Origin of the sequence: Rhizobium sp. 9140 (assembly GCF_900067135.1) — a bacterium.
In the GTDB taxonomy this organism is placed as follows: Bacteria; Pseudomonadota; Alphaproteobacteria; order Rhizobiales; family Rhizobiaceae; genus Ferranicluibacter.
In genome coordinates this window covers 2,551,604-2,576,387 of the sequence record NZ_FJUR01000001.1, presented here as the reverse complement: position 1 = coordinate 2,576,387, position 24,784 = coordinate 2,551,604, and the positions used below count along the sequence as shown (strand labels likewise).

20 protein-coding genes are annotated in these 24,784 nt (G+C 64.2%); 12 read left to right on the top strand and 8 right to left on the bottom strand.

Going from position 1 to position 24,784, the window contains the following annotated elements:
* Positions 1-22 precede the first annotated feature (22 nt).
* Positions 23-883, top strand: coding sequence for a LysR family transcriptional regulator (locus tag GA0004734_RS12115; RefSeq protein WP_092934009.1), 861 nt, complete (start codon positions 23-25; stop codon positions 881-883).
* Positions 884-1,015: 132 nt separating this feature from the next.
* Complete coding sequence (locus tag GA0004734_RS12110) at positions 1,016-2,395, top strand: class II 3-deoxy-7-phosphoheptulonate synthase (RefSeq protein WP_092934007.1); 1,380 nt, start codon at positions 1,016-1,018, stop codon at positions 2,393-2,395.
* A 200-nt stretch (positions 2,396-2,595) separates the two neighbouring features.
* Here the strand turns inward: GA0004734_RS12110 and GA0004734_RS12105 are convergent, their stop codons facing one another.
* The gene (locus GA0004734_RS12105; protein ID WP_092934005.1) at positions 2,596-3,141 is read right to left on the bottom strand and encodes a DUF1003 domain-containing protein; all 546 of its coding nucleotides are present in this window, start codon (positions 3,139-3,141) and stop codon (positions 2,596-2,598) included.
* A gap of 251 nt (positions 3,142-3,392) precedes the next feature.
* Between GA0004734_RS12105 and GA0004734_RS12100 the strand changes: the two genes are divergently transcribed.
* Positions 3,393-5,291, top strand: a complete 1,899-nt coding sequence (locus GA0004734_RS12100; RefSeq protein ID WP_092936250.1) for a methyl-accepting chemotaxis protein — start codon at positions 3,393-3,395, stop codon at positions 5,289-5,291.
* 285 nt (positions 5,292-5,576) lie between these two features.
* Here GA0004734_RS12100 and GA0004734_RS12095 read toward each other — a convergent pair whose 3' ends face one another.
* The gene (locus GA0004734_RS12095; protein WP_092934003.1) at positions 5,577-7,508 is read right to left on the bottom strand and encodes an LTA synthase family protein; all 1,932 of its coding nucleotides are present in this window, start codon (positions 7,506-7,508) and stop codon (positions 5,577-5,579) included.
* Between the two features lie 142 nt (positions 7,509-7,650).
* Here GA0004734_RS12095 and GA0004734_RS12090 point away from each other — a divergent pair, with 142 nt between their 5' ends.
* The gene (locus GA0004734_RS12090) at positions 7,651-8,478 is read left to right on the top strand and encodes a TolB family protein (RefSeq protein ID WP_092934001.1); all 828 of its coding nucleotides are present in this window, start codon (positions 7,651-7,653) and stop codon (positions 8,476-8,478) included.
* Between the two features lie 9 nt (positions 8,479-8,487).
* Here GA0004734_RS12090 and GA0004734_RS12085 read toward each other — a convergent pair whose 3' ends face one another.
* Together GA0004734_RS12085 and GA0004734_RS12080 are read right to left on the bottom strand one after the other, a co-directional pair.
* Complete coding sequence (locus GA0004734_RS12085; protein WP_092933998.1) at positions 8,488-9,708, bottom strand: DUF2865 domain-containing protein; 1,221 nt, start codon at positions 9,706-9,708, stop codon at positions 8,488-8,490.
* 166 nt (positions 9,709-9,874) lie between these two features.
* Entirely contained in the window at positions 9,875-12,187 is a 2,313-nt protein-coding gene (locus tag GA0004734_RS12080) for an NADP-dependent malic enzyme (protein ID WP_092933996.1), read from the bottom strand.
* A 171-nt stretch (positions 12,188-12,358) separates the two neighbouring features.
* On the opposite strand from GA0004734_RS12080, the gene GA0004734_RS12075 reads away from it, so the two are divergent.
* Both GA0004734_RS12075 and GA0004734_RS12070 read left to right on the top strand, forming a co-directional pair.
* Entirely contained in the window at positions 12,359-13,198 is an 840-nt protein-coding gene (locus GA0004734_RS12075; protein WP_092933994.1) for a UDP-2,3-diacylglucosamine diphosphatase, read from the top strand.
* A 119-nt stretch (positions 13,199-13,317) separates the two neighbouring features.
* The gene (locus tag GA0004734_RS12070; RefSeq protein ID WP_092933992.1) at positions 13,318-14,541 is read left to right on the top strand and encodes an MFS transporter; all 1,224 of its coding nucleotides are present in this window, start codon (positions 13,318-13,320) and stop codon (positions 14,539-14,541) included.
* Here GA0004734_RS12070 and dgcA read toward each other — a convergent pair.
* Positions 14,493-15,473, bottom strand: a complete 981-nt coding sequence (gene dgcA, locus GA0004734_RS12065) for an N-acetyl-D-Glu racemase DgcA (RefSeq protein WP_092933990.1) — start codon at positions 15,471-15,473, stop codon at positions 14,493-14,495. The two genes, GA0004734_RS12070 and dgcA, sit on opposite strands and share 49 nt — an antisense overlap.
* A gap of 301 nt (positions 15,474-15,774) precedes the next feature.
* Here dgcA and GA0004734_RS12060 point away from each other — a divergent pair, with 301 nt between their 5' ends.
* The 4 genes from GA0004734_RS12060 to GA0004734_RS12045 all read left to right on the top strand — a co-directional run bounded on the left by GA0004734_RS12060 (position 15,775) and on the right by GA0004734_RS12045 (position 20,019).
* A complete protein-coding gene (locus GA0004734_RS12060; protein ID WP_245292512.1) occupies positions 15,775-16,821 on the top strand; it encodes an MlaE family ABC transporter permease in 1,047 nt (348 codons plus the stop codon).
* A 14-nt stretch (positions 16,822-16,835) separates the two neighbouring features.
* Complete coding sequence (locus GA0004734_RS12055; RefSeq protein ID WP_092936246.1) at positions 16,836-17,744, top strand: ABC transporter ATP-binding protein; 909 nt, start codon at positions 16,836-16,838, stop codon at positions 17,742-17,744.
* A gap of 63 nt (positions 17,745-17,807) precedes the next feature.
* The gene (locus GA0004734_RS12050; protein ID WP_092933988.1) at positions 17,808-19,178 is read left to right on the top strand and encodes an MlaD family protein; all 1,371 of its coding nucleotides are present in this window, start codon (positions 17,808-17,810) and stop codon (positions 19,176-19,178) included.
* Positions 19,179-19,407: 229 nt separating this feature from the next.
* Positions 19,408-20,019 carry an ABC-type transport auxiliary lipoprotein family protein gene (locus GA0004734_RS12045; RefSeq protein ID WP_092933986.1) on the top strand — a complete coding sequence of 204 codons (612 nt, stop codon included), beginning with the start codon at positions 19,408-19,410 and terminating at the stop codon, positions 20,017-20,019.
* A gap of 200 nt (positions 20,020-20,219) precedes the next feature.
* Here GA0004734_RS12045 and GA0004734_RS12040 read toward each other — a convergent pair whose 3' ends face one another.
* Both GA0004734_RS12040 and hemF read right to left on the bottom strand, forming a co-directional pair.
* The gene (locus GA0004734_RS12040; RefSeq protein WP_092933984.1) at positions 20,220-20,495 is read right to left on the bottom strand and encodes a BON domain-containing protein; all 276 of its coding nucleotides are present in this window, start codon (positions 20,493-20,495) and stop codon (positions 20,220-20,222) included.
* Positions 20,496-20,592: 97 nt separating this feature from the next.
* Positions 20,593-21,504, bottom strand: coding sequence for an oxygen-dependent coproporphyrinogen oxidase (hemF, locus tag GA0004734_RS12035; RefSeq protein WP_092933982.1), 912 nt, complete (start codon positions 21,502-21,504; stop codon positions 20,593-20,595).
* Between the two features lie 231 nt (positions 21,505-21,735).
* Here hemF and GA0004734_RS12030 point away from each other — a divergent pair, with 231 nt between their 5' ends.
* Positions 21,736-21,996: a hypothetical protein gene (locus tag GA0004734_RS12030; protein WP_092933980.1), complete on the top strand. Its 261-nt coding sequence runs from the start codon at positions 21,736-21,738 to the stop codon at positions 21,994-21,996.
* On the opposite strand, the gene GA0004734_RS12025 is transcribed toward GA0004734_RS12030, so the two are convergent.
* Positions 21,993-22,451 (bottom strand): tRNA (cytidine(34)-2'-O)-methyltransferase, encoded by a 459-nt coding sequence (locus GA0004734_RS12025; protein ID WP_092933978.1) that lies wholly within the window; start codon positions 22,449-22,451, stop codon positions 21,993-21,995. The two genes, GA0004734_RS12030 and GA0004734_RS12025, sit on opposite strands and share 4 nt — an antisense overlap.
* 449 nt (positions 22,452-22,900) lie before the next feature.
* Here GA0004734_RS12025 and GA0004734_RS12020 point away from each other — a divergent pair, with 449 nt between their 5' ends.
* Positions 22,901-24,757 (top strand): ABC transporter ATP-binding protein, encoded by a 1,857-nt coding sequence (locus GA0004734_RS12020; protein WP_092936244.1) that lies wholly within the window; start codon positions 22,901-22,903, stop codon positions 24,755-24,757.
* Positions 24,758-24,784: the final 27 nt, after the last annotated feature.

The window sequence follows — 24,784 nt, the reverse complement described above, 5'->3', positions numbered from 1 at the left end:
CGGCGAAATGGCGGGGCGGGCGATGGATGAGACGGCTTGGGACGAACTGCAACTCTTCCTGCATGTTGCCATGGCGGGTGGCCTGAGTGCGGCGGCGGCCCGCACGGGCCTCTCCGCGCCGACGATCGGGCGGCGGATTCTGGCGCTGGAAAAGTCGCTCGGCCGATCGCTGTTCGAGCGCAGCCAGCAAGGCTATCGGCTTGCGCATGACGGCGAGATCCTGCTCGACCACGTCCGCGCCATGCAGGCGGCTGCCGATGGCATTTCGGGATGGCGGTTCGAATTTCCGATCGTGACGCTGGCCGCCGACAGCTGGATGGCAGGGTTTATGGCAGACCATATCGATGTGCTGCGGGGGCCGTCGGATCGCTTCCGGCTCTGCTGCCGGGACACGACCGAGGAACTTGCCTTTCGCGGCGTGGATGTCAGCCTGCTGCCCAAGGCCCCCGCGGGAGGCAATGTCGCGGCGTTGCGATCGATCGGCATGCGATATGCCGTCTATGCCGCGCGGCAGGCGCCGGCGGAGACGCGGGGGCGATGGATCTCGATGTCCACGGATTCGGCGCGACGGGCGCCCGAGCGCTGGGTTTTCGAGAACCACGAGGCCGACATCCATACCTGGACGACAAGCTTCGACCTCCTTCACCGGCTGGTGCGCAACGGAGCCGGGCGCAGCCTGATGCCGGTTTTCGTGGGGGATGCCGATCCGGAGCTAGAGCGGATCGGCGAACCCGTCGCAGCGCTCGATCATGCGCTCCATATCGTCAGCCATGACGACGAGCGGCATCGCCCCGAGGTGCGGCTGGTGATCGAGCGTCTGGTGGCGCTGCTGAAAGCCAAGGCAGGCCTGTTTTCCGGGCAGTCCGCGATGGCGCCCGCCTGAGGCGGCAGGCATGCCGACGGGCTTTGCAAGCGGCATCTTAACGTCTATAAGCCCGCATCGAAGAGAGCGCCGGAGGAGGCGCCGGTGCGACGAGGCCCGCCGATTGAGCGGGACCGTGAAAGGCGAAACGAGATGGCACAGAACTGGACACCGACCAGCTGGAGGCAGAAGCCTGTCAGCCAGGTTCCCGATTTTCCGGATGCAGCCGCCCTGGCGGCGACCGAGGCGCAGCTTGCGACCTATCCGCCGCTGGTCTTTGCCGGTGAAGCGCGCAACCTGAAGAAGGCGCTCGCCAATGTGTCCGAGGGCCGCGGCTTCCTGTTGCAGGGCGGTGACTGCGCCGAGAGCTTCGCCGAACATGGCGCGGACACGATCCGCGACTTCTTCCGCGCGTTCCTCCAGATGGCCGTCGTGCTGACGTTCGGCGCGCAGCAGCCGGTCGTCAAGGTGGGCCGTATCGCCGGTCAGTTCGCCAAGCCCCGCTCGTCCAATATCGAGCGTCAGGGCGACACCGAGCTTGCCAGCTATCGCGGCGACATCATCAACGGAATCGACTTCACGCCCGAGTCGCGCGTCCCGAACCCGGAACGCCAGATCATGGCCTACCGCCAGTCGGCCGCGACCCTGAACCTTCTGCGCGCCTTCGCGATGGGTGGCTATGCCAATCTCGACAATGTGCACCAGTGGATGCTGGGCTTTGTCAAGGACAGCCCACAGGCCGAGCGCTACCGCAAGCTCGCCGACCGGATTTCCGAAACGATGGACTTCATGAAGGCCATCGGCATCACGCCGGAGACGAACCCGTCGCTGCGCGAGACAGATTTCTTCACCAGCCACGAGGCGCTGCTGCTCGGCTACGAACAGGCGCTGACCCGCGTCGATTCGACCTCGGGCGACTGGTATGCGACGTCGGGCCATATGATCTGGATCGGCGACCGCACACGCCAGCCGGACCATGCCCACGTCGAATATTGCCGCGGCATCAGGAACCCGATCGGCCTGAAATGCGGTCCGTCGATGACGGCCGACGGGCTGATCGAGCTGATCGATATCCTCAACCCGGCCAACGAGGCAGGCCGGTTGACGCTGATCTGCCGCTTCGGCCACGACAAGGTCGCCGAGCACCTGCCGCGCCTGATCCGAGCCGTTCAGCGCGAAGGCAAGAAGGTCGTGTGGTCCTGCGACCCGATGCATGGCAACACGATCACGCTCAACAGCTACAAGACCCGGCCGTTCGAGCGAATCCTGAGCGAAGTGGAAAGCTTCTTCCAGATCCACCGCGCCGAAGGCACGCATCCGGGCGGCATCCACATCGAGATGACCGGCAACGACGTGACGGAATGCACCGGCGGCGCTCGCGCGCTCTCCGGCGCCGACCTCGGCGACCGCTACCACACGCATTGCGACCCGCGCCTCAACGCCGATCAGGCGCTGGAACTGGCCTTCCTGCTCGCCGAGCGGATGAAGGGCGGGCGCGACGAAAAGCGGATGCTGGTCAACGGCTGGGCATAAGCTGGAGCAAGGCTCCTTTTCGTCATGCTCGGGCTTGTCTTTGGTATCTGCAACCGATTGATTTGGTTGACGTCAGCAGATCCTCGGCACAAGGCCGAGGATGGCGGTTCACTCAACAAGCTGTGTGTCAGCGTCAGGGGGCCAGAGAGCGATCTCTGGCCCTTTTGTTTGTGTTGCAGCGTCGGTTCGATGGACGAGCCTCAGTTCCGCTTGTTCTCGTAGGCTTCGAGACGGTCGTGGAGGCGGGCGATGTTGGCCTGGAGGGTGGCGATTTCCTTGAGGAGGACATCGTCGATCTTGTGGTGCAGCGAGATCAGCTCGATCTCCGACTTGAGGTTCACTTCATAGTCCTTCGAGGCATTCAGCCGGTCCTTTGCGGCCTCGCGGTTCTGCGACATCATGATGACCGGCGCCTGCAGGGCGGCGACCATGGAGAGGACGAGATTGAGGAAGATGAAGGGGTAGGGATCGAAGGCCTCGCTCTGGGTGAGGAGGAGGGTATTCACCAGCGCCCAGGCGGCGAGGAAGACGAGAAAGCTGATGATGAAGGCCCAGGAGCCGCCGACGCGGGCGATCTGGTCGGCGAGGCGGTCGCCAAAACTCTGGCTTGCGACGAAGCTAGCATTGACGTCTTCCGACAGCGTCTGGCGCGCATGCGCTCTCCCGAGCACGCGGCGCTCGACCGCGCCGAGGGCTGCCGCCGGTTTGTTGAAGAGGCGGTGCGAGATATCTTCGATGGTGGACATGCGGGCTCCGGGGTCCTGAAACGCTCTGTGAGAGCGATACCGCTCTGTTTTCGGCAAAACTGTGTCGTTTCGCGGCAGGGTGCAAACGGGGGCAAATGCGGAAGGTAAGTTAAGCCTTGGTTATTCGTTTCCGCGCTAAAAATGAAACCGCGCGATGTGCGAAACTCCCCCTTATGCGCCTTGCCGGACATCATGTCCTCCCGCTCTTCAGCTGTCCTTGCGCGGTGATGCGCTTCACCGGAGTTTTCCGCATGTCGTTTCAAAATCTTTCCATCCTGAAAAAGGTCGGGCTGGTCGTCCTCGTGATGGGACTGTCCTCCGCCGCCATCGCCGCCGTGGGCATACGGGGCATCGGCGCGCTGGAGGAGACGATGGTTTCCGTCGGTGCGCGCGAGGAGGTCGCCCGCGAGGCGATGGATCTGCGGGTCGACGTGATCTCCATCAGCCGCATGACCTATCAGCTGGCTGCGGAACCTGCCAAGGCTGCGGACGTCCGCACCGAGGCCGCGCGGCGGCAGAGCGAGATGCTGGCCCGCCTGCCGAAGATCGAGGCGGCCGCCGACGCGATGCAACAGGCCCAGATCAAGACGGTGGAAGAGAAACTCACGTCTTATTTCACCACGATCGATGCGATGGTAGACGCGGCAGCCGCACCCGGCGCCGACACCGCCTCCATGACCGGGCCGCTCGGCGTGGCGCTCGATGCGCAGAAGGCAGTGACGGCCGCGGTCAAGGCTTACAGCACCTATTCCGGCGATGCGCTGGCAACCGCCCGTGCCGAGGCCCTCCAAAGTTCGACCACGACCACGTTCGTCGCGCTGGGTGCGGCGATTGCCGCCATCGCGCTTGGCGGCTTCGTCAGTCTGCTCGTGGCACGCCGCGGCATCGTCGCCCCGGTTCGCGAGATGACCGGCGTCATGCGCGCGCTTTCCGAGGGACGGCTCGACGTCGGCACGATGGACACCGCGCGCCGCGACGAGATCGGTGAGATGGCGCGGGCGCTCGACGTCTTCCGCCGCAACGCTATCGCCATGCGGGACATGAAGGCGCAGGAGGCGGCCCTGCAGGCAAGCAGCAGCGACCTCCAGTCGAGCATCGCCTCTGTCGTTGCCGCGGCTGTCGCCGGCGACTTCACGGCGCGTATCGACCGCGATTACGGATCGCCCGACCTCAACCGTTTTGCCGCCAGCGTCAATGAACTGGTCGGCAGCGTGGACCAGGCGATCGCCGAGCTTCGCCGCGTCATCGAGGCTCTGTCGCAGGCGGACCTGACGCAGAGCATGAACGGCCGGTTCCAGGGCGCGTTCGGCGAACTGCAGGCCAATGTCAACGCGACGATGGTGACGCTGCGCTCCACCATGGAAAGCGTGCGCGGCGCGGGCTCCACGATTTCGGAAAGCTCGGCGGAACTGAGCGGTGCGGCAAACGATCTGTCGAAGCGCACCGAGCAGCAGGCTGCGGCGCTGGAAGAGACTGCGGCGGCCCTCGACGAGATCACCGCCACGGTTCGCACGGCCTCCATGCGGGCGAACGAAGCGCAGGACATGGTGCGCGAGACCAAGGCCAGCGCCGAACGGTCCGGCGCCATCGTGCGCAGCGCCGTCGATGCCATGGGACGGATCGAGGACTCCTCCAGCCGGATCGGGCAGATCATCGGCGTGATCGACGAGATCGCCTTCCAGACCAACCTGCTCGCGCTGAATGCCGGTGTGGAAGCGGCGCGCGCCGGGGAAGCCGGTCGCGGCTTTGCCGTCGTCGCGCAGGAAGTCCGCGAGCTTGCGCAGCGTTCGGCCAATGCCGCCAAGGAGATCAAGACGCTGATCAGCGCCTCGGCTTCGGAAGTCGAGGGCGGCGTGACGCTGGTGCGCTCCACCGGCACGGCGCTGCTGGAGATCGAGACGCTGGTCAACCAGGTCAATGGTCATGTGGAGAGCATCGCCACGGCCTCGCGCGAGCAGGCCACGGCGCTGGGCGAGATCAACACCTCCGTCAACCACATGGACCAGATGACGCAGAAGAACGCCGCCATGGTGGAAGAGACGACGGCCGCCAGCGAGACCCTCGCCGACCAAAGCCGCCAGTTGCAACAGCTCCTCGCCCGCTTCCGTCTGGAGCAGGGGTATGAGGCCGGAGCCCGCCGCGCGGCGTGAGGTCTGGCGAGAGCCGACGGGATGAGAGGGGTGGGGCGTGATGTCCGCACCCCTTTTGCTTTTCGGGAAGGTCCCGCCGCGCGCAGCCGGCCAACCATCTGACGGAGGGCCTATCCATCCTCCGTCATTCCGGGCTTGACCCGGAATCCAGCCAGCACACGTCTGCGGGCTGAAAAGACTCTTCCGACCTGACGGACGTCAGGTCGCTGGATCCCGGATCAAGTCCGGGATGACGGCAAGGAGGAGAGGCTTCGCGAAAACAGCGCCCGACGCCGGTCCCGCCGATCACATCACCGGCTGCGGGAACAGCTCAGCGTGGGTTTCGAAGAAGCGGTCGGTACCATAGCGTTTGCCGAACATCATGTCGTGCTGGAGGAAGCGGTAGTCGCGCAGCACGGACGGGATCTTCTTGTTGCGGGACCAGGCTTCGGTGTCCCGGCCGGCGGCGTCGACGAGCATGTAGCGGTCGACGACGTGGTAGCGGTTGAAGACATCGCCGAGGAAGGCGGTGTAGTAGGGGTGCTCGAAGCCGCCGGTCTTCAGGATCTGGTAGGAGAGGAAGGCCGGGCTGATGGTGCCGACGTTCTTGACCGGGCCGGTCTTGTTCGACCAGATGACCAGCGGCGTCTCGTGGCTCGCCGCCATCTGCTCGGCCGTGCCTTTGCGCGACGCGGTGACGTCGGGCATGTAGCCGGTGGAGGTGTAGACCGTGTTCAGCGGCGGCAGGTGGTCGCCGAAGAGCACGATGATCGTTTCGCGGTCGCGCTCCTTCGCCCAATCCATCAGCATCTTCAGGCTGTCATCGGCTTCCTTCACGCCCTGCGCATAGGTTTCCAGCACCTGCCGGTCGTTCTCCGGCAGGTTGCCTTCGACCTTGATGGTGTTGTGCGCATAGCGGTTGGCTTCGTAGGGGCCGTGGCCCTGGAGCGTCACCGTGAAGAAGAAGAAGGGATCGCGCAACTCGTCGGCCTGGCGCATGATTTCTTTGGTCAGGGATTCGTCGGAGGTGAAAATGCCACGCTTTTCCATGGGCGGCAGGTTTTCCTCCGAGCGGAACTGCTCGAAGCCGAAGGACTTGTAGACGGCGCTGCGGTTCCAGAACCAGCCCTGGAACGGGTGGACGGCGCGCGCGACATAGCCTTCGCCGCGGAAGAAGGTGGCGAGCGAGGGGATCGGGTTGCGGATGTACTGCTGATACGGAATGCTGCCATAGGGCAAAAACGCGTTCGAGAAACCGGTCAGCGCCTCGAACTCGACATTGGCTGTCATGCCGCCGAACTCGGGAGAGAAGATGTCGCCGGACTGCATTTCGCGGATCGTCGGCATGGGGTCCGGCGTGAGCTTCACGTTCGGCAGGCGTGTCGGATCCCAGAAGGACTCGCTCATGAGGACGATGACGTCGGGCTTGCCGCGATGCGAGGTGCCGGCGGGAACCGGCTCGTTCGAGATCGCGTCGATGGCGTTGGCCATATAGCCGGGAGGGGCCGCAACATTCGCCATCGGCAGGTTCAGCACGAAGGCGAGCGTGAAACCGTTGTGGCGGTAGTTCTCGGTCTGGTCCCACATGATGGGGATGATCTGTAGCCGGTCGCGCACCCAGGAAAACTGGTTGTAATCCATCAGATGATAGAAGCCGCCGAGGAGCGGCAGGGCGACCGCGAGGCGCGCAATGCGCTGGCGGCGGGTGAGGCGGGGGAACCGGCGCCAGGCGTGGCGGATGAGCCAGGTGAGGCCGGCCAGCGACAGGACGAGGCCGACGGCGATACCGCTTGCCGTTCCCGGGCGATCACGCACCAGAACGGGCATCAACTCCATGATCTGGCGGCCGAACAGGAAGTCCGTGGGATAGAGCGGATCGGAGAGGAAGATCTGCTTCTGGCGCGTGACGAGTGCCGGGACCAGCGCAAGAGGAGCGATCAGGACCAGACCGTATTCCGCGCGGCCGGCGATGGCATCGACGGCGAGAAAGAGCAGGAAGAACACGAAGGCCGTGACGAAGGCCGGGCGGGCGGGATCGAGGAAGAAGGCGGAGGCTTCGGCTGCCGAATTGCGGGCGATCCACTCGACGATGAAGATCAGCGAGACCGCGAGCAGGAACGAGACGACGATGCTGCGGATGTTGGACAGGATCTTCGACGGGCGTGCATCATCTGCCGCTGTCGGTCCATAGACGTCCGCGGAGGGTCTGACGTTCACGGCAGACTCAAAACTCGCCATGGCCGGCTCCCTTCACAAATTCTTCGCATGACTGTCATACCGATGTCATGTTGAACAGGGGATGAATGTGCTTTCCCACGCACAAGGCCCGTGATTCCATGGTTTTCGGCGGGGTGTTGCATTCCCGCGCGGAGGAGACGGCATGCGCAGTTCGGTTGAGATATTCACTGTGGAAACAGGCGAGACGCGGGTGGTCTGGCAGACGGACCGGCTGGTGGAGGCGCCGAATTTCGCGCCCGGCGGCGACGGCCTGATCGTCAACGGCGATGGCCGGCTCTGGCGTCTCGGTCTCGATGGCGGAGAGCCGGAGATGATCGATACGGGCTTTGCCAGCAGACTGAACAACGACCATGGCGTTTCGCCGGATGGATTGCTGCTTGCGATCAGCGACAAGACGGAATTCGGGAAATCGGCGATCTACACGCTGCCGATCGGTGGCGGCACGCCGACGCTCGTGACACGGAACCTGCCCTCCTACTGGCATGGCTGGTCGCCGGAGGGCAAGCGACTGACCTATTGCGGCATTCGCGACCAGGTGTTCGATATCTACACGATTGCCGTCGATGGCGGCGAGGAGACGCGCCTGACGCAGGGCGAAGGGCGCAATGACGGGCCGGACTATTCCGCCGACGGGCGCTGGATCTATTTCAACTCCAGCCGCTCGGGCCGCATGCAGATCTGGCGTGTGCCAGCGGCGGGCGGGCCGGCGGAACGCATCACCGACAGCCCCTATGGCGACTGGTTTCCGCATCCCTCGCCGGATGGCCGCAGCGTTCTCGTCATTTCCTATGACGGCGACGTGTTCGATCATCCGCGCGACCTGACGGTGCGGCTGCGGCTGATGGACCCCGATGGCGGCAACGCCCGGGAATTGTTCGAGCTCTTCGGCGGACAGGGTACGATGAACGTGCCGAACTGGTCTGCGGACGGGAGGAGCTTCGCCTTCGTCCGCTATACGCCGGTGTCGTAAGCGACCGCCTCAGTTCGTCTGCTGCTGCTGATAGCCGGGGCCTGCGGGGTGGTGCAGGTCGATGGAGGATTCTTCGGCCGGCAGGAAGGAGGGGCCGACCTGGCGGACGCGATTTGCCTTGGGGTCATAGGGCCGCTCGTTGACGGCGGGCGAGGGTGTCTCGACAGGTGCCGTGGACGGTAGGAACACTTTCGGAGCGGCAGGCTCCGGGGCCGTGGGTGCGGCCGTGGCGGATTGCGGCTTCGTGGTGATGGTGACCACGGCTTTGTCGGATGGGGTGCTCATACGGGGAGCGGGTGCATCGGCGGGCAGGGTCGAGAAGCCGGAGCCCGGATTCGTGGCGGCCGATTGCGACGGAATGCGGCAGCCGCACTGGCTGCGGGCGGCGGGGCTTCCGCTCTTGTAGGCGAACGCCGTGGGCAGATCGGTATAGGGGGTGCCGGTGCTGGCCGAGATCATGTCCTGCGTCTCGCCGGTCAGCGGATGATAGTAGAGTTCGGTCGTGGCGCCCGGGCAGCGGGCGCTGCAGGTTTGCGCATCGCGTTCGAAATCGTCCGGCGTGGCGTTGGCGGAGATCGGGAAGAACGAGCCGTCGCAGGTGCGCACGCACATGGTGCGCAGCGGGCCATCCTGCGTCAGGAGATGAAGGTTGGGGGCGGACAGGTCCGTTATCGGCGGCTCGGACACAGGGCCATCGGAAGGCCCCCTCAGGCTCGTCTCTTCGCTGCCGATCGGCGGAAGGTCGGCGATGATGTTGCGGAAGCGGCGGGGTTCGGATGCATCCGGGCCGGAGACCGAAGCGCTGACGAGATCGCTGTCGACCGCCTCGCAACGATTGGCCTGCAGGGCCACGAGCACGCGGCGGCGGGCGGCGTCATCGTCCGAGCCTGCAATCTCTTCCGCGCGGTGCGCTTTCAGCTCCGCGAGATCTTCGCTGATGGCGGCGATGCGGTTGTCGAGGTCGGCGCAGGCCTCTTCGTTGTCGCCATTGATGACGGTGACGCTGTCCGTGCTGCAGCCGAGCGCCCGCTGCTGGCTGCGCGCGCTGCGAAGCTCCAGATTCTGCCGCGTGATGGCGCCGGTGACATTGCGCTGGCGGGTGTCGTCATAGCCGGTGTCGTTCGACATCGTCTCGGGCAGGTCGGCGAGGCGCGCAAACAGCCTGTCGCAGAGCGGAGAGGCTTCGGCACCCGCGGACAGGCACAGGAGCGGCGCGAGCAATACGGCCATGGACACTTTGCGGATACTCAAACGTCGCCTGCCTCGGTGGGAATGTCCGGTTCTCGCTGGAAACCGATACGTCCGCACCCTCCGGGGCGCGGACAAGACCAGATCATAGTCGCTTTGTCGTCGGCTGCAACGCGCCGCGCGATCACATTCGCGCGGCCCACATGGTTCAGGCCGGGTGTGACGCTTCTACCACGGCCAGCGCCGCCATGTTCACGACGCCGCGCGAGGTAACCGAGGGCGACAGGATGTGGGCGGGCAGAGCGGCGCCGAGCAGGATCGGGCCGACATGCAGGCCGTCGATCATGCTCTTCACCACGCCGAAGGTGATGTTGGCGGCATCCAGATTGGGGAAAACCAGAAGATTGGCATCCTCGTGCAGCGTCGTGCTCGGCATCACGCGCTTGCGCAGCACCTGCGAGATCGCCGATTCGCCGTGCATTTCACCGTCCGCTTCCAGATCGGGCGCAAGCTCGCGCACGAACTCCATCGCCCGGCGCATCTTGCTGGCGCTTTCCGATTCGCGCGAGCCGAAATTGGAGTGCGAGACGAGGGCGGCGCGGGGCGTGATGCCGAAGCGCTTGATCTCCTCCGCCGCCATGATGGTCTTCTGCGCGATCTCTTCCGAGGTCGGGTTGAACGTCACAAAAGTGTCGGTGAAGAAGGTCGCGCCGTGCTGGGAGATCAACAGGCTCATGGCTGAGAAATCGAGTGCGCCCGGCCGTTTGCCGATGATCTGCGAGATATCGCGCAGGTGGCGGCTGTAGCGGCCTTCGAGGCCGCAGATCAGCGCATCGGCCTCGCCGCGCTTCAGCGCGATTGCGCCGATGACGGTGTAGTTGGTGCGCACGATGGTGCGGGCGGCTTCCGGGATGACGCCGAGGCGACCGACCAGCGAGAGATACTGGTCGACGTAATCCTTGAAGCGACGGTCGCTTTCCGGATTGATCACCTCGAAATCGGTTTCCGGGCGGATGCGCAGGCCGAAGCGCTTGAGGCGCGATTCGATGATCTGCGGGCGACCGATGAGGATCGGCAGAGCCGTGCCTTCCTCCAGCAGCACCTGCGCGGCGCGCAACACGCGCTCGTCCTCGCCTTCCGAGAAGATGACCCGCTTCTTCTCGGCGGCCTTCGCCAGCGTGAAGATCGGCTTCATGATAAAGCCGGAGCGGAACACGAAGCGGTTCAGCTGGTCGAGATAGGCATCGAAATCAGTGATCGGCCGCGCGGCGACGCCGCTCTCGGCCGCAGCTTTGGCGACGGCCGGGGCGATGCGCAGGATCAGGCGCTGGTCGAAGGGCGAGGGGATGAGATAGTCCGGGCCGAAGATCGGCGTTTCCTCGGAATAGGCGCGGGCGGCGACATCCGACGGTTCCTCGCGGGCGAGACCGGCGATGGCGCGGACGGCGGCCATCTTCATTTCCTCGTTGATCGTCCGCGCGCCGCAATCGAGTGCGCCACGGAAGATGTAGGGGAAGCAGAGGACGTTGTTGACCTGGTTGGGGAAATCCGACCGGCCTGTGCAGATCATCGCGTCCGGCCGCGCCGCGCGGGCGAGATCGGGCATGATCTCCGGGTTCGGGTTGGCGAGCGCCATGATGAGCGGGCGCTCGGCCATCTGCACCAGCAGGTCCGGCTTCAGCACGCCGGCCGCCGACAGGCCGAGGAAGACATCGGCATGGGCGATGCTGTCGGCCAGAACCCGGTTGTCGCTCTTCTGGGCGTAGATCGATTTCCATTCGTCCATCAGGACTTCGCGGCCCTCGTAGACGAGGCCTTCGAGATCGTGGACCCAGATGTTTTCGCGCCTTGCGCCGAGTTCGACCAAAAGATTGAGGCAGGCAAGGGCAGCGGCACCGGCGCCGGAGGTGACGATCTTCGCCTTGGCGATGTCCTTGCCGGCGAGCTCGAGACCGTTGAGAATGGCGGCGGCGACGATGATGGCGGTGCCGTGCTGGTCGTCGTGGAAGACGGGAATGTCCATCTTCGCGCGCAGCTGGCGCTCGACCTCGAAACATTCGGGCGCCTTGATGTCCTCAAGGTTGATGCCGCCGAAGGTCGGTTCCAGCGCCGAGACGACGTCGACCATGCGGGAGATTTCCGGCGCATCGATCTCGATGTCGAACACATCGATGCCGGCGAATTTCTTGAAGAGGACGGCTTTGCCCTCCATCACGGGCTTGGAAGCGAGCGGGCCGATATTGCCGAGGCCGAGCACGGCCGAGCCGTTGGAGACGACGGCGACGAGGTTGGCGCGCGCCGTGTATTCGGCAGCCATCGACGGGTCGTCGCGGATGGCGAGACAGGGTGCGGCCACGCCCGGGGAATAGGCGAGCGCGAGGTCCCGCTGGTTGCCGAGCGGCTTCGTCGCCTGGATCTCCAGCTTGCCGGGACGCGGATATCGGTGGAAGAACAGCGCCTGTTCGTCAAGGTCGCCGCCGGCCGGTGTCTTCGGTGTCTTGGTGTCTTCGCCGCTGCTCATCGCGTCAGTACCCTCTTTCAGAACGGGGTTCTTCTGGCACGAATTCGCCGGTGCGTACAGTTCGCGGCTCAGGTTTTGGCAGGCTTCTCACATTCACGTGTTGTGTTGTCATGCTCCTGAAACAGGAGTCTGTTTTCAGGAACAGCAGGATCTGAAACCCGGAGAGGACCGATGGACCAGAGAGTGAGCGAGCCCGCCGTCCGGCATTTCCGGACCCTGTTCATTTCCGACGTGCATCTGGGCTCCAAGGCCGCGAAGACGGATTACCTTCTGGATTTCCTGCGCCTGCACGATGCCGATACCATCATCCTCGTCGGCGACATCGTCGATGGCTGGCGGCTGAAGCGGTCGTGGTACTGGCCGCAATCCTGCAACGACGTGGTGCAGAAGCTGCTGCGCAAGGCGCGCAAGGGTACGCGCATCATCTATATCCCCGGCAATCACGATGAGTTCCTGCGGGCCTTCCCCGGCATGCATTTCGGCGGCATCGAGGTGGCTTCGCGCCATATCCACGAGAGCGCCGACGGGTTGCGTTATCTCGTGCTGCACGGGGACGAGTTCGACGTGGTCGTGCGCAATGCGCGTCTGCTCGCCTATCTCGGCGACTGGGCCTACGACATGGCGATCGTCATCAATATCGGCCTTGCCGCCGTGCGCCGGCGGCTCGGCATGCCCTACTGGTCGTTTTCAGCCTGGGCGAAGCAGCAGGTCAAGCACGCCGTCAACTTCATCGGCGAGTTCCAGACGGTCGTGGCCGCGGAAGCGCGCAAGGCCGAAGCCGACGGCGTCGTCTGCGGGCATATCCATCATGCTGTCATCGAGGATATCGACGGCATCCGCTACATGAATTCCGGCGACTGGGTGGAGAGCTGCACGGCGATCGCCGAGCATGCCGACGGGCGGATGGAGCTGATCACCTGGAACGTGCTGGCCGGCGCACCGCAGCCCGCAGAGGACAGCAGCGAGGCACAGGCTTTGGTCGGGTCGTTTCTGGCGCGGCAGGCTGCCTGAGACGGGGCGCTGCCGGAAACAGCCGGTGACGGTCATCTCCCCGTTTCCGGGAGAGGTTCGCACTGGCGCGGTCTACCCGGGCCATGATAACCGGCTGGATCGACATCAGGTCATCCCCAATGGATTCTCCCTCTTCGCCACGGCTCAACGAGCCGGCGCCGCCTTCGCGATTCGTGGCGCGGATCGCGCTGCTCTTCAGCGCGCCGCTGTTCATCAACGGGTTTGCGCTGCCCTTCTTCCCGGTCTGGCTGGCGTCGCTGTCCTTCGATGCCGCGCAGATTTCGGTGATTCTGGCCGTTCCCATGTTCGTGCGGGTGTTCTCAGCGCCGGTCGCGGGCATGATTGCGGATGCGCTGGGGGAACGGACGCGGCTGCTGTTCTGGTCGGCCGGCCTGTCGCTGCTGACGGCGCTCGGGCTGTTCGTGTCCCATGCGTTCTGGGCGGTGCTCGTCATCTACACGCTGCAGGGCGTGGTCTATTCGCCCTATGTGCCGATCGTCGAGGCGGTGGCGCTGACGGGCGTGCGGCGCTGGGGTTTCGATTATGCGCGGATGCGGCTCTGGGGCTCCATCGCCTTCATCTGCGCGACAATGATCGGCGGCGCGCTGATCGGCCGTTTCGGCGCGATGATGGTGCTGCCCGGGATGACGGTGGGCTTCGTCGCCATGGTGGCGGTTACGTTCCTTGCACCGCGCGTCGGCGCGCCGCGGCGTCCCTCAACGCTGACGACGCTGGCCGAGCCGCCGCCGAAGGCGCTGCGCGCGCCCGACATCCAGATGCTGCTGATGGGCGTCGGGCTGGTCAACGGCAGCCACGGCATGCTGTTTGCGTTTTCGGCGCTTTACTGGACGAGCATCGGGTTCTCGGGAACGGACGTGGGGCTTCTCTGGAGCGCCGGCGTCGCGGCTGAGATCGCGATGTTCGTGGCCGCGAAGGTCATCCTCGTGCGGGTCAGTCTCTGGGCGATGATCTTCTCGGGCGCGGGGCTTGCCATTCTGCGCTGGCTCGTCTTTCCGCTCGATCTCGGCTTCTGGGGCTATTTCGCGCTGCAATGTTCCCACGCCTTCACCTATGCGATCATGCATACGGGGCTGCAGACCATGCTAGTGCGGCGCGTGGCCGAGCGGCAGGAAACGGCGGCGCAGGGCATGTACTTCTTCTATACCGGTATTTTCACGGCGCTTTGCACCTTCGTCTCCGGCATCTTCTACGGCTGGTTTGGCGTGCACGGCTTCCTGTCCATGGCGGTCGCCGCCTTCATCGGCTTTGCGCTTCTCATCGCCGCCTGGACGCTTCAGCCCCAGAGTTCCGGCTCCAGCGGCATCAGCAGCGAGCCTTCGTAGCGCAGGCCGGGCTCGCGGTCGCGTGCAAGGAGCAGCGGGCCGTCAAGGTCGACGAAGGCGGCGCCCTGCGCGACGAGAGCCGCCGGCGCCATGGCAAGCGAGGTGCCGACCATGCAGCCGACCATGACGTCGAGGCCGAGGGCGCGCGCTTGGTTGCGCATGTCGAAGGCGTGGGTGAGGCCGCCGGTCTTGTCGAGCTTGATGTTGACGGCGTCGTACCTGCCGGCGAGGTGATCGAGATCCGCGATGGTGTGGACGCTCTCGTCCGCGCAGACGGGGACGGGGCGGGGTACACGGGCGAGGATGTCGTCATGGCCCGACGGCAGCGGCTGCTCGATGAGCGCGATGCCGGCTTCCTCGCAGACAGCGAAATGCGCCGCCAGATTGTCCTCCGTCCAGCCTTCGTTCGCATCGAGGATGATGATCGATTCGGGCGCGGACCTGCGGACCGCGCGGATGCCGGCGGCGTCGTCCGCGGTGCCCACCTTGACCTTGAGGACCGGACGGAAGGCGGCTTCCGCCGCGCGGGCCGCCATCGTCTCGGCGTCGGCGAGCGAGATCGTGTAGGCGGTGACGAGCGGCTGCGGCAGAGGCAGGCCGGCGAGCTGCCACACGGGCAGGGCGCTCCTCTTCGCCTCGAGGTCCCACAGCGCGCAATCCACCGCATTGCGGGCTGCACCCGGCGGCATGACGCGCGCGAGTTCCGTCCGGCTGATGCCGCGCTCGATCGCGTGGCGGCAGGCCTCGATGGCTGCGACGACGCTTTCGATCGTCTCGCCGTAGCGGGCATAGGGGACGCATTCGCCGATGCCGCTCGTCACGCCCTCCCGCAGTCGACAGGTGACGACGGAGGCTGCGGTCTTCGAGCCGCGCGAAATGGTAAATTGTCCGGCGATGGGAAAATGCTCGACGGTGATCTCAAGCGTGGTCATCTGCGTATAGCCTTTCCGAAACGATGCACATGAGGGAACGTGGCATCGACATCACGGTCGTCAACTGCCTGTCGTCACGATTGTCTCCGGCGTCTTTTCCGTCGGTGACATCGTTAACGCCAGTCGCTATGAGTGTTGGCTGATCGATACCGATGCAACCTTTGCCCAGAGAATTTAGAAGCGCGTGACCAAAACCCTCGTCAAGACTGAAGCGACCGTCGAGCGCGACGATTCCGGCGAGAAGGGGGATACGGTCTATCGTTTCGGCGGTAACTGGCGCGCCTCCGGCCTGCCCTCCGTGGTGAAGCGCCTGGATGAAATGGCCAAGCCCGCCGGGGGGCCGCACGGCTCGCACGTGCGCTTCGACCTTTCCGACATCATGGCGATGGACACGGCGGGCGCCTGGATCATCCGCCGCTTCATGACGAAGCTCGGCGGAGACGAGGCCGTGACGCTGGACGGCGGCAATGCCGGCTATCTCGAACTCGTAAAGGCGCTGCCGGCCGAACTGCGCGAGCCGCAGGCCGATAACGGCCCGCCGCGCACGCTCGCCGACCGCGCGTTCCAGCCGATCGGCAAGGCCGTGCTGGCCATGTGGGACGATACGGTCGCGGCCATGTACATCGTCGGCTCTGCCGTTCGCGGCGCGCAGCTGAAGGTCGGCCGTCACAGCGGGCTATCGCCGGCCGCCATTGTCAACCAGATCGACCGCATGGGTGTGCAGGCCGTGCCGATCGTCGCCCTGATGTCGTTCCTGATCGGCGCGATCATCGCGCAGCAGGGCGCCTTCCAGTTGCGGTATTTCGGCGCCGAACTCTTCGTGGTCGATCTTGTCGGCATTCTGCAGCTGCGTGAAATCGGCGTGCTCCTGACCGCCATCATGATCGCCGGCCGCTCCGGCAGCGCGATCACGGCCGAGGTCGGGTCGATGAAGATGCGCGAGGAGATCGATGCGCTGAAGGTGATGGGCTTGAGCCCCATCGGCATCCTCGTGTTCCCGCGCCTCGTCGCTCTCACCATCGCCTTGCCGCTGCTGACGATCATCGCCAATTTCGCAGCACTTTCGGGTGCTGCTCTGGTGGTCAACATCTATTCCGGCATCACGCTCGATACCTTCCTCGCCCGTTTGCAAGAGGCTGTCGATTTCTCCTCCGTGCTCGCGGGCATGATCAAGGCGCCGTTCATGGCGCTGATCATCGGCATCGTTGCCTCCGTCGAGGGCATGAAGGTCGGCGGCAGTGCAGAGTCGCTCGGCAAGCATGTGACGCAATCGGTGGTGAAATCGATCTTCGTGGTCATCCTCATCGACGCCCTCTTCGCCATTTTCTACTCGGCGATCAATTTCTGATGGAGGCGACAGAGATGCAGACCGCCGACGACATACAGGACACCACGCCCGGCGCAGCGAAGGGCGAGGGCGATCGCGAGATCATCCTGTCGGTCAAGGACCTGACGGTCGCCTTCGGCTCGAACGTCGTGCTGGATGCGCTGAACCTCGATATCTACCGGGGCGAGATCCTCGGCTTCGTGGGACCTTCCGGTACCGGCAAGTCGGTGTTGATGCGCACCGTCCTGCGGCTGCTGCCGCGCCGCTCCGGCAAGATCGAGATTCTGGGTGCCGAATACGATGCGGTGAGCGACGAGGAGCGCGTGGAACTCGACACACGCCTCGGTGTGCTGTTCCAGCATGGCGCGCTGTTCTCCTCGCTGACGGTGAAGGAGAACATCCAGGTTCCGATGCGGGAATATCTCGACCTTTCGCAGGAGATCATGGACGATCTGGCGCGGCTGAAGATCGAGCTCGTGGGCCTTGCGCCTGAAGCGGCTGACAAGTTTCCCTCGGAGCTTTCCGGCGGCATGATCAAGCGCGCGGCGCTGGCGCGGGCGCTGGCGCTCGATCCCGACCTGGTCTTCCTCGACGAGCCGACATCGGGCCTCGACCCGATCGGTGCTGCCGAGTTCGATGAATTGATCGCGCGGTTGCGGGACACTCTCGGGCTCACCGTGTATATGGTGACTCACGACCTCGACAGCCTGTTCTCCGTCTGCGATCGCATCGCCGTTCTCGGAAACAAGAAGGTCATGGTGGAAGGGACGATCGAGGACATGCTCGCCTCCGACGATGACTGGGTGCAGTCCTATTTCCGCGGCAAGCGGGCGCGCTCGATCGTGCGGGACGAGGGGCAGGACCTGCGTCATCACGATCCGAATACGCGCCGGCGCGACGAAAACGTCCGACAGGGCAACCAGCAGAGCGGGCGCGCAAGCTGACCGGTTTTAAAAATTTCAGACAGTTCTAATTAGGCCCGTGGGGCCACAGGGTAGACGCCAAAGATGGAAACCAAAGCCAATTACACGATCGTCGGGTTCTTCACCATCGCTGTGATCGTTGCCGCCTTCGGGTTCGTCTACTGGATGTCCCAGTTCGGACGCGGCGGCGAGATGGTCGAACTCGTCGTGAGCATTCCCGGCTCCGCCAATGGCCTGAGCGTCGGTTCGCCGGTGCGCTTCAACGGTATTCCCGTCGGCAGCGTCCGCAGCCTTGCGATCAACGCCAACGATCCGCGCTACTCGGTCGCCGTGACGGAAGTTTCGGCCGATGCGCCGGTGCTGACCTCGACCAAGGCCACGCTCGAAGTGCAGGGCCTGACGGGTGCGGCCTATATCGAGCTCAGCGGCGGCAACAAGGGCGAGCCGAGCATCCTGCGCAAGGCGATTGACGAGGGCACCTCGGCGCAGATCCAGGCCGACCAGTCGAGTGTGACCAGCCTGCTGGCCACTGCCGACAAGATCATGGACCGCGCCAATGACGCGATCGGCGATATCCAAGGCTTCGTCTCCGACGTTCGCGGGCCGCTGACCGGCACGATCACCAATGCCGAACGCTTCTCGAAGTCGCTTGCCGACAATTCGGAAGGTATCGACCAGTTTCTTGAAAGCGTGAGCGCGCTTTCGACCTCCATCAACAGCGCCGCCGAGAAGCTCGATTCGACGCTGACCTCTGCTGACGCGCTGGTGAAGTCGGTCAATCCGCAGGACGTGAACCGTATCGTATCCAACGTCGCGCGGATGAGCGACGAGCTGTCGGCCGCCTCGGCCGGCGTGTCCGATACGATTGCGACGATCCGCAAGACCGCCGAGACCTATGAGCGCTTCGGCGCAAATGCGACGACGACGCTCGCCAAGGTCGATTCGCTGCTGGGCGCCGTCGATTCGCAGAAGGTGGGCAACGTCATCAACGACGCCTCTGTCGCCAGTGCCGACGCCCGCCGCGCGATCTCGACCTTCGCGTCGCTGGCCGACAGCGTGCGCGAGCGCCAGCCGGAGATCGACCAGACGATTACCGACGTGACGCAGATGGCCAACAAGCTGAACGCGGCGTCCAGCCGTGTCGATGGCATCCTCGTCAAGCTCGACGGCTTTCTGGGCGATGCGGATGCGCCCGGCATCTCGCAGGATGCGCGCCAGACGCTGGCCTCGTTTCGCAGCGTGGCCGACAATATCAATGCCCAGATCGGTCCGATCGCGAACAATCTGAAGCGCTTCACCAGTTCCGGCCTGCGGGACATCGAGGCGTTGGTGGACGATACCCGACGCACCGTGCAGTCGCTCGACAGCACCATCTCGACCTTCGACAAGAACCCGCAGCGGCTTCTTTTCGGTGGCGAGACGGTGAAGCAGTATGACGGGCGCACGCGTCGCTGAGGCTCGATAAAGGCTACATGCGATTCGCATATAGGCGGGACCGGCCAGGGTTTATGGCCGATCCCACGCCCTGCGAGACATGTCTCTCAGGGGTATTGGACGAGAAACGTGACATGACTGCACAGCTTGTCGTTTTTCCGCGCTGCACGTGATGCGACGAAGGCGTTTCGCCCTTGTCTTGTTCAAGTCGCCGCTTAGATTGCTCCCCATCAATAAGGGTCATGGCTGAATGTTTCCGGACGTCAACGGTACTGGTAAATCGCGTTTCCTCCGGGCTCTGGCTCTTCTTCTCGTGGCAGCCCCGCTTGGCGCCTGCGCGGGGAAGCCCAATAACGACACCTACAGCCTGTCGTCCGTCCCGTCCGTCGAGGGACCGGCCGCGACATCCAAGCAGATTTTGGTGCCCGAGCCGACGGCGCTGAAGGCGCTCGACAGTGACCAGGTCGTCATCCGGCTGTCCGGCTCCGAACTGCAATATCTCGCCCGATCGCAGTGGAGCGACCGCTTGCCGCGTATGGTGCAGTCGAAGCTGGTACAGGCGTTCGAAAACAGCGGCAAGGTCGGCGGCGTCGGCAAGCCGGGCGAGGGCCTGGCGATCGACTATCAGGTCGTGACCGAAATCCGCTCTTTCGAGGTGGATACGACAGGTTCGCGTACCGCGGTGGTCGAGATCTTCGCCAAGATCGTCAACGATCGCAACGGCACAGTCCGCGCCCAGAAGGCTTTCCGCGCCACGGTTCCCGTGTCGGGCACCGGCGCACCGGCCTATATCAAGGGCCTCGACGGAGCTGGCGCCAAGGTGGTCGCTGATATCGTTCGCTGGACGCTGACGGCGATCTGAGGCGTTTCGTCGCTGTCATCGCTCATGAAGCGAACGACCGCGCATTTCCGCGGCGAGGCTGGCAATTTCATGCCGGTGAGTTCAGACAAGAAAATCATTTAGCCACACCCTCCCGCCATCGCGACGTGGAGGGTGTTTGCGTGTCTCTTCCTCGGATGCGCCAGCTTGCTGCTGAAATGCCATGAGCCAGATATCTGGCGTCAGTTCCGCATCTCGGGGATCGTGAGCTGGTTGACGACCTCGTTGACACCCTCGACGGATTTCGCAGCTTCGACGGCGCGGTCGGCTTCGTCCGGTGAGCCGATGAAGCCGGAAAGCACGATGGTGTTGCCGCGCGAGACGACGCTGACGTCGCTGGCCTCGATATCCCGCATGGCGGCGAGCGTATCGGCCACGCGCGCCTCGAGATCAGCCGGCTGGTCCGCCGCGACATCGCCGGGGTCCGTACCGAAGAACGTCCGTTCCTTGAACACCATTGTCGTCTCTCCTTTTATTCGTGCGCTATGATGCACGGATAACGTCGAGGGCGAAGTTTGGTTGCGATCGGGCTCCGGCGGGTGAAAGGTCCTCCCGTCAGGGGTAGCGAACGACCGGCGGGAGCGAGGAGAGGATCGAGTCGACATTGCCCCCGGTCTTCAGACCGAAGATGGTGCCGCGGTCGTAGAGCAGGTTGAACTCGACATAGCGCCCGCGCCGGACCAGTTGCTCGTCGCGATCCTCTTCCGTCCAGGGATTGTTGAAGTTCGTGCGGACGATCTTGGGGTAGAGCATGGCGAAGGCGCGGCCGATATCCTGGGTGAAGGCGAAGTCCGCTTCCCAGCCGCCCTGTTCGTCCGACGAGTGCAGCCAGTCATAGAAAATGCCACCCGTGCCGCGCGGCTCGTTGCGGTGCTTCAGGAAGAAGTATTCGTCGCACCACGCCTTGTAGCGGGCATGGTCGGCTACCGCATGACGGCCGCAGGCGATCTCGAGGCCCTTGTGGAAGAGGATCGTATCCGGATCGGTCATGACGCGGCGCCGGTCGAGCACGGGGGTAAGGTCAGCGCCGCCGCCGAACCACTGGCTGGTGGTCACGACCATGCGCGTGTTCATATGCACGGCGGGCACGTTGGGGTTTACGGGGTGAGCGATCAGCGAGATGCCGGACGCCCAGAAGCGCGGGTCCTCGGTCGCTCCCGGGATCTGCGCGCGAAACTCCGGCGAGAACTCGCCATGGACGGTAGAGGTGTGCACGCCGACCTTTTCGAAGACCCGCCCCGCCATCATCGACATGACGCCGCCGCCGCCTTCGCCGCCATCACGCTGCCAGGGTTTCTGCTCGAAGCGTCCCGGAGGCTCGTCGGCGAGCGGACCCGTGAGATCGTTCTCGATGGTCTCCAGGGATGCGCAGATGGTATCGCGCAGGCTTTCGAACCAGGCGCGGGCGCGCAGCTTCTTGTCCTCGATGTCGTCGGGCAGGCCGGGTGGCAGGTCGGGTCGTTCCATCGCGGCAGTCCTTGGTGCGTGGCGTTCGGTCATACCTAGACCATTTCGGTGACGAGCGGAATTACAGGGTCGGCCTATCCTGTTGTTTTACCGGATTTGCCTCGGTGTCTGCACCCGCTGAGGGAAGATGCTCGTCTTCCCCGAACGCGCGCGATTCGACTCGCAAAAATGCGGTGCGGTGCTTATCTTACGTACCGCACCGTATCTCTCCGGATGACGAAAGGGCGTGGCATGGCAAGACCTCCGGCACCTCCATCGCTCGATGGGCTGAAGCGCCAGATCGCGCGGCATCGCGAGCGGCGTGCCGGGACCGGTGGCAGTCTGTTCGTTCGCGAGACCTTCCTGCTCGACCGCCCCGCCGCCCGGAAGAAGGCGCAGGAATGGTTCGAGCATTTCCCCAAGGCCGCCTATTGGACCGAGGTCGAGAGCTGGCGTCAGCTCGATGGCGATCGGATCGAATTCACCATGCGCCGGCTGCCGACGGCGGATTAAAGGTCTGGTGACGTCTGGCGTAAGGCTTCTCCCGCGATCATCGCTACGGACATGGCCAGATTGAGCGAGCGCCGGCCCTCGACCATGGGAATGATGATGCGCGCATCCGATGCTGCGTGAACGGTGTCCGGCACGCCAGCGCTTTCACGGCCGAACAGCAGCGTGTCTCCGGGCGCGAACATGAACCGCGTATAGGGCTGGGCCGCCTTGGTGCTCGCCAGCACCAGCCGCCGGCCTTCACCTTGGCGCGCTTCCTCGAAGGATGTCCAGTTGACGTGCCGTGCCAGCGTGACGGAGGCGATATAGTCGAGGCCGGCGCGCTTCAGGTTCCTGTCCGACAGATCGAAGCCGGCGGGCTCGATGATATCGACACCGAGGCCGAGGCAGGCGGCGAGGCGCAGGATGGTGCCGGTGTTGCCGGCGATATCGGGCTGGTAAAGGGCGATGCGCAGCATGCCTGCCGGTTAATTCATCCGTGCCGAATTGGCAACAGCGGCGACCGGTCTTCGAGCCCGGCGAAAAAACACCCGGCGCGATCTGGTATGTGAAGGAAAATTTCGTTAAGAGGTTGCCAGCGCCCACACGAACCTTACGGAGGATTGCATGGATATCTCAGTGACCGTCAACCTCCCGGTGATCTGGCTCCGACGTCTTCGGACCGCATTTCACCACTGACCGGTTCGCGCCGCTTCTCCTTTCCCAGGATTTCCTAGCGCCGCTCGCCAACGTCGATCGTGCCTTTCCCGGCACCGATTCACCGTGAACGCCGCCTCACGGCCGTCGCAGCTCAGTTATCCCGAATGCGGAACCGTCCGCCTTCCCAAAACCCTCTTTCTCGCCGCGATCCCAAGGCCTTGCCACTTTCCGGGGTCGCTCCAGAATCTCCTATCTCGGGAGCATGATCATGTTCGGCTGGTTTGAATCCCGCCTTGAAGCCTATCCGCAGGAGGAGCCGACGGCTCCGCCGACAGGCCTGTTTGCATTCTGCTGGCACTATTCCAAGCCGGCGGCCCCATGGTTGTTCATCATGGCCTTCTGCGCCATGCTGATCGCCGTCGGCGAAGTCGCGCTGTTCCAGTTTCTCGGCAGCCTCGTCGACTGGCTGGCGGCGGCCGACCGCGCGACGTTCCTTGAGACAGAGGGAACGCGGCTGATGGTCATGGGGGCGATCATCCTCATCGGCCTGCCGGGCGTTGTCGCGCTGAACTCGATGGTCATGCACCAGATCCTGCTCGGCAACTACCCGATGATCGCGCGCTGGCAGATGCACCGCTATCTGCTGCGCCAGAGCATGACGTTCTTTGCCAACGAGTTTGCCGGACGGGTTGCGACCAAGGTCATGCAGACCTCGCTTGCCGTTCGTGAAACGGTGATGAAGATCCTCGACGTTTTCGTCTATGTCGTCAGCTACTTCGTCTCGATGCTCGTCGTCGTGGCCGCGGCCGACTGGCGGCTGCTGGCGCCGCTCGTCGTCTGGATGGGATGCTATATCGGCATCGTCGCCTACTTCGTGCCGCGCCTGCGCAAGATCTCGAAAGAGCAGGCCGATACGCGCTCGATGATGACCGGACGGATCGTCGATAGCTACACCAACATCGCGACCGTCAAGCTGTTCTCGCATGCGGGTCGGGAAGAGGTCTATGCCCGGGACAGCATGGACGCATTTCTCGGCACCGTGCACAAGCAGATGCGTAAGGTCACGCTGTTCCACGTGCTGGTCTACACGAACAACTGCATCGCGCTGTTTGCCATCGCAGCACTCGGCATACATCTGTGGATGACGAGCGATGTCTCGATCGGCTCCATTGCGATCGCCGTCTCGCTCGCCATGCGCATCAACGGCATGTCGCAATGGGTGATGTGGGAGGTCTCGGCGCTGTTTGAAAATATCGGCACCGTTTATGACGGCATGTCGATGATGACAAAGGCGCACGACATCGTCGATATCCCCGATGCCAAGGTGCTCGATGCATCGCGCGGCGGGATCGTCTTCGACGCGATCGGCTTCGACTACGGCAAGCACAAACAGGTCATCGACCGGCTGTCGCTGTCGATCGCGCCGGGCGAGAAGGTCGGTCTGGTCGGCCGTTCGGGTGCCGGCAAGACAACGCTGATGAACGTGTTGCTTCGGTTCTACGACCTGAAGTCGGGGCGGATCCTCATAGACGGGCAGGACATCGCCACGGTGACGCAGGACAGCCTGCGCCGGCAGATCGGCGTCGTGACGCAGGATACCTCGCTGCTCCACCGCTCCATTCGCGACAACATCGCCTATGGCCGGCCGGAGGCAACGGACGAGGAGATCGTCGCGGCAGCAAAGCGCGCCAATGCCTGGGACTTCATCGCGATCCTCGAGGACAATCAGGGTCGCAAGGGTCTTGACGCGCAGGTCGGCGAACGCGGCGTGAAGCTGTCCGGCGGTCAGCGGCAGCGGATCGCGATCGCACGCGTGTTTCTGAAAGACGCGCCGATCCTGATCCTCGACGAGGCGACCTCGGCGCTGGATTCGGAGGTGGAGCAGGCCATTCAGGAAAACCTGTTTGCCCTGATGTCCGGCAAGACCGTCATCGCCATCGCCCACCGGCTCTCGACACTGACAGAGATGGACCGGCTGGTCATCCTCGAACAGGGGGAGATCATCCAGACCGGTACGCATGCTGAGCTGGTGTCGGAGAAGGGGCTGTACGCGGATCTGTGGTCGCGGCAGTCTGGCGGGTTCCTGCAGGAGGATGCGGATGCGAAGGACGAGGCGGCGGAGTAGCCGCCTCGGTTTTTGGCTTGTCGTGCT

What these genes read in the sequence shown, in the direction of transcription:
- GA0004734_RS12115 (WP_092934009.1), top strand. Translation starts at nt 23, where the DNA reads ATGGATGAGACGGCTTGGGACGAACTGCAACTCTTCCTGCATGTTGCC.
- GA0004734_RS12110 (WP_092934007.1), top strand. Translation starts at nt 1,016, where the DNA reads ATGGCACAGAACTGGACACCGACCAGCTGGAGGCAGAAGCCTGTCAGC.
- GA0004734_RS12105 (WP_092934005.1), bottom strand. Translation starts at nt 3,141, where the DNA reads ATGTCCACCATCGAAGATATCTCGCACCGCCTCTTCAACAAACCGGCG.
- GA0004734_RS12100 (WP_092936250.1), top strand. Translation starts at nt 3,393, where the DNA reads ATGTCGTTTCAAAATCTTTCCATCCTGAAAAAGGTCGGGCTGGTCGTC.
- GA0004734_RS12095 (WP_092934003.1), bottom strand. Translation starts at nt 7,508, where the DNA reads ATGGCGAGTTTTGAGTCTGCCGTGAACGTCAGACCCTCCGCGGACGTC.
- GA0004734_RS12090 (WP_092934001.1), top strand. Translation starts at nt 7,651, where the DNA reads ATGCGCAGTTCGGTTGAGATATTCACTGTGGAAACAGGCGAGACGCGG.
- GA0004734_RS12085 (WP_092933998.1), bottom strand. Translation starts at nt 9,708, where the DNA reads ATGGCCGTATTGCTCGCGCCGCTCCTGTGCCTGTCCGCGGGTGCCGAA.
- GA0004734_RS12080 (WP_092933996.1), bottom strand. Translation starts at nt 12,187, where the DNA reads ATGAGCAGCGGCGAAGACACCAAGACACCGAAGACACCGGCCGGCGGC.
- GA0004734_RS12075 (WP_092933994.1), top strand. Translation starts at nt 12,359, where the DNA reads ATGGACCAGAGAGTGAGCGAGCCCGCCGTCCGGCATTTCCGGACCCTG.
- GA0004734_RS12070 (WP_092933992.1), top strand. Translation starts at nt 13,318, where the DNA reads ATGGATTCTCCCTCTTCGCCACGGCTCAACGAGCCGGCGCCGCCTTCG.
- dgcA (WP_092933990.1), bottom strand. Translation starts at nt 15,473, where the DNA reads ATGACCACGCTTGAGATCACCGTCGAGCATTTTCCCATCGCCGGACAA.
- GA0004734_RS12055 (WP_092936246.1), top strand. Translation starts at nt 16,836, where the DNA reads ATGCAGACCGCCGACGACATACAGGACACCACGCCCGGCGCAGCGAAG.
- GA0004734_RS12050 (WP_092933988.1), top strand. Translation starts at nt 17,808, where the DNA reads ATGGAAACCAAAGCCAATTACACGATCGTCGGGTTCTTCACCATCGCT.
- GA0004734_RS12045 (WP_092933986.1), top strand. Translation starts at nt 19,408, where the DNA reads ATGTTTCCGGACGTCAACGGTACTGGTAAATCGCGTTTCCTCCGGGCT.
- GA0004734_RS12040 (WP_092933984.1), bottom strand. Translation starts at nt 20,495, where the DNA reads ATGGTGTTCAAGGAACGGACGTTCTTCGGTACGGACCCCGGCGATGTC.
- hemF (WP_092933982.1), bottom strand. Translation starts at nt 21,504, where the DNA reads ATGGAACGACCCGACCTGCCACCCGGCCTGCCCGACGACATCGAGGAC.
- GA0004734_RS12030 (WP_092933980.1), top strand. Translation starts at nt 21,736, where the DNA reads ATGGCAAGACCTCCGGCACCTCCATCGCTCGATGGGCTGAAGCGCCAG.
- GA0004734_RS12025 (WP_092933978.1), bottom strand. Translation starts at nt 22,451, where the DNA reads ATGCTGCGCATCGCCCTTTACCAGCCCGATATCGCCGGCAACACCGGC.
- GA0004734_RS12020 (WP_092936244.1), top strand. Translation starts at nt 22,901, where the DNA reads ATGTTCGGCTGGTTTGAATCCCGCCTTGAAGCCTATCCGCAGGAGGAG.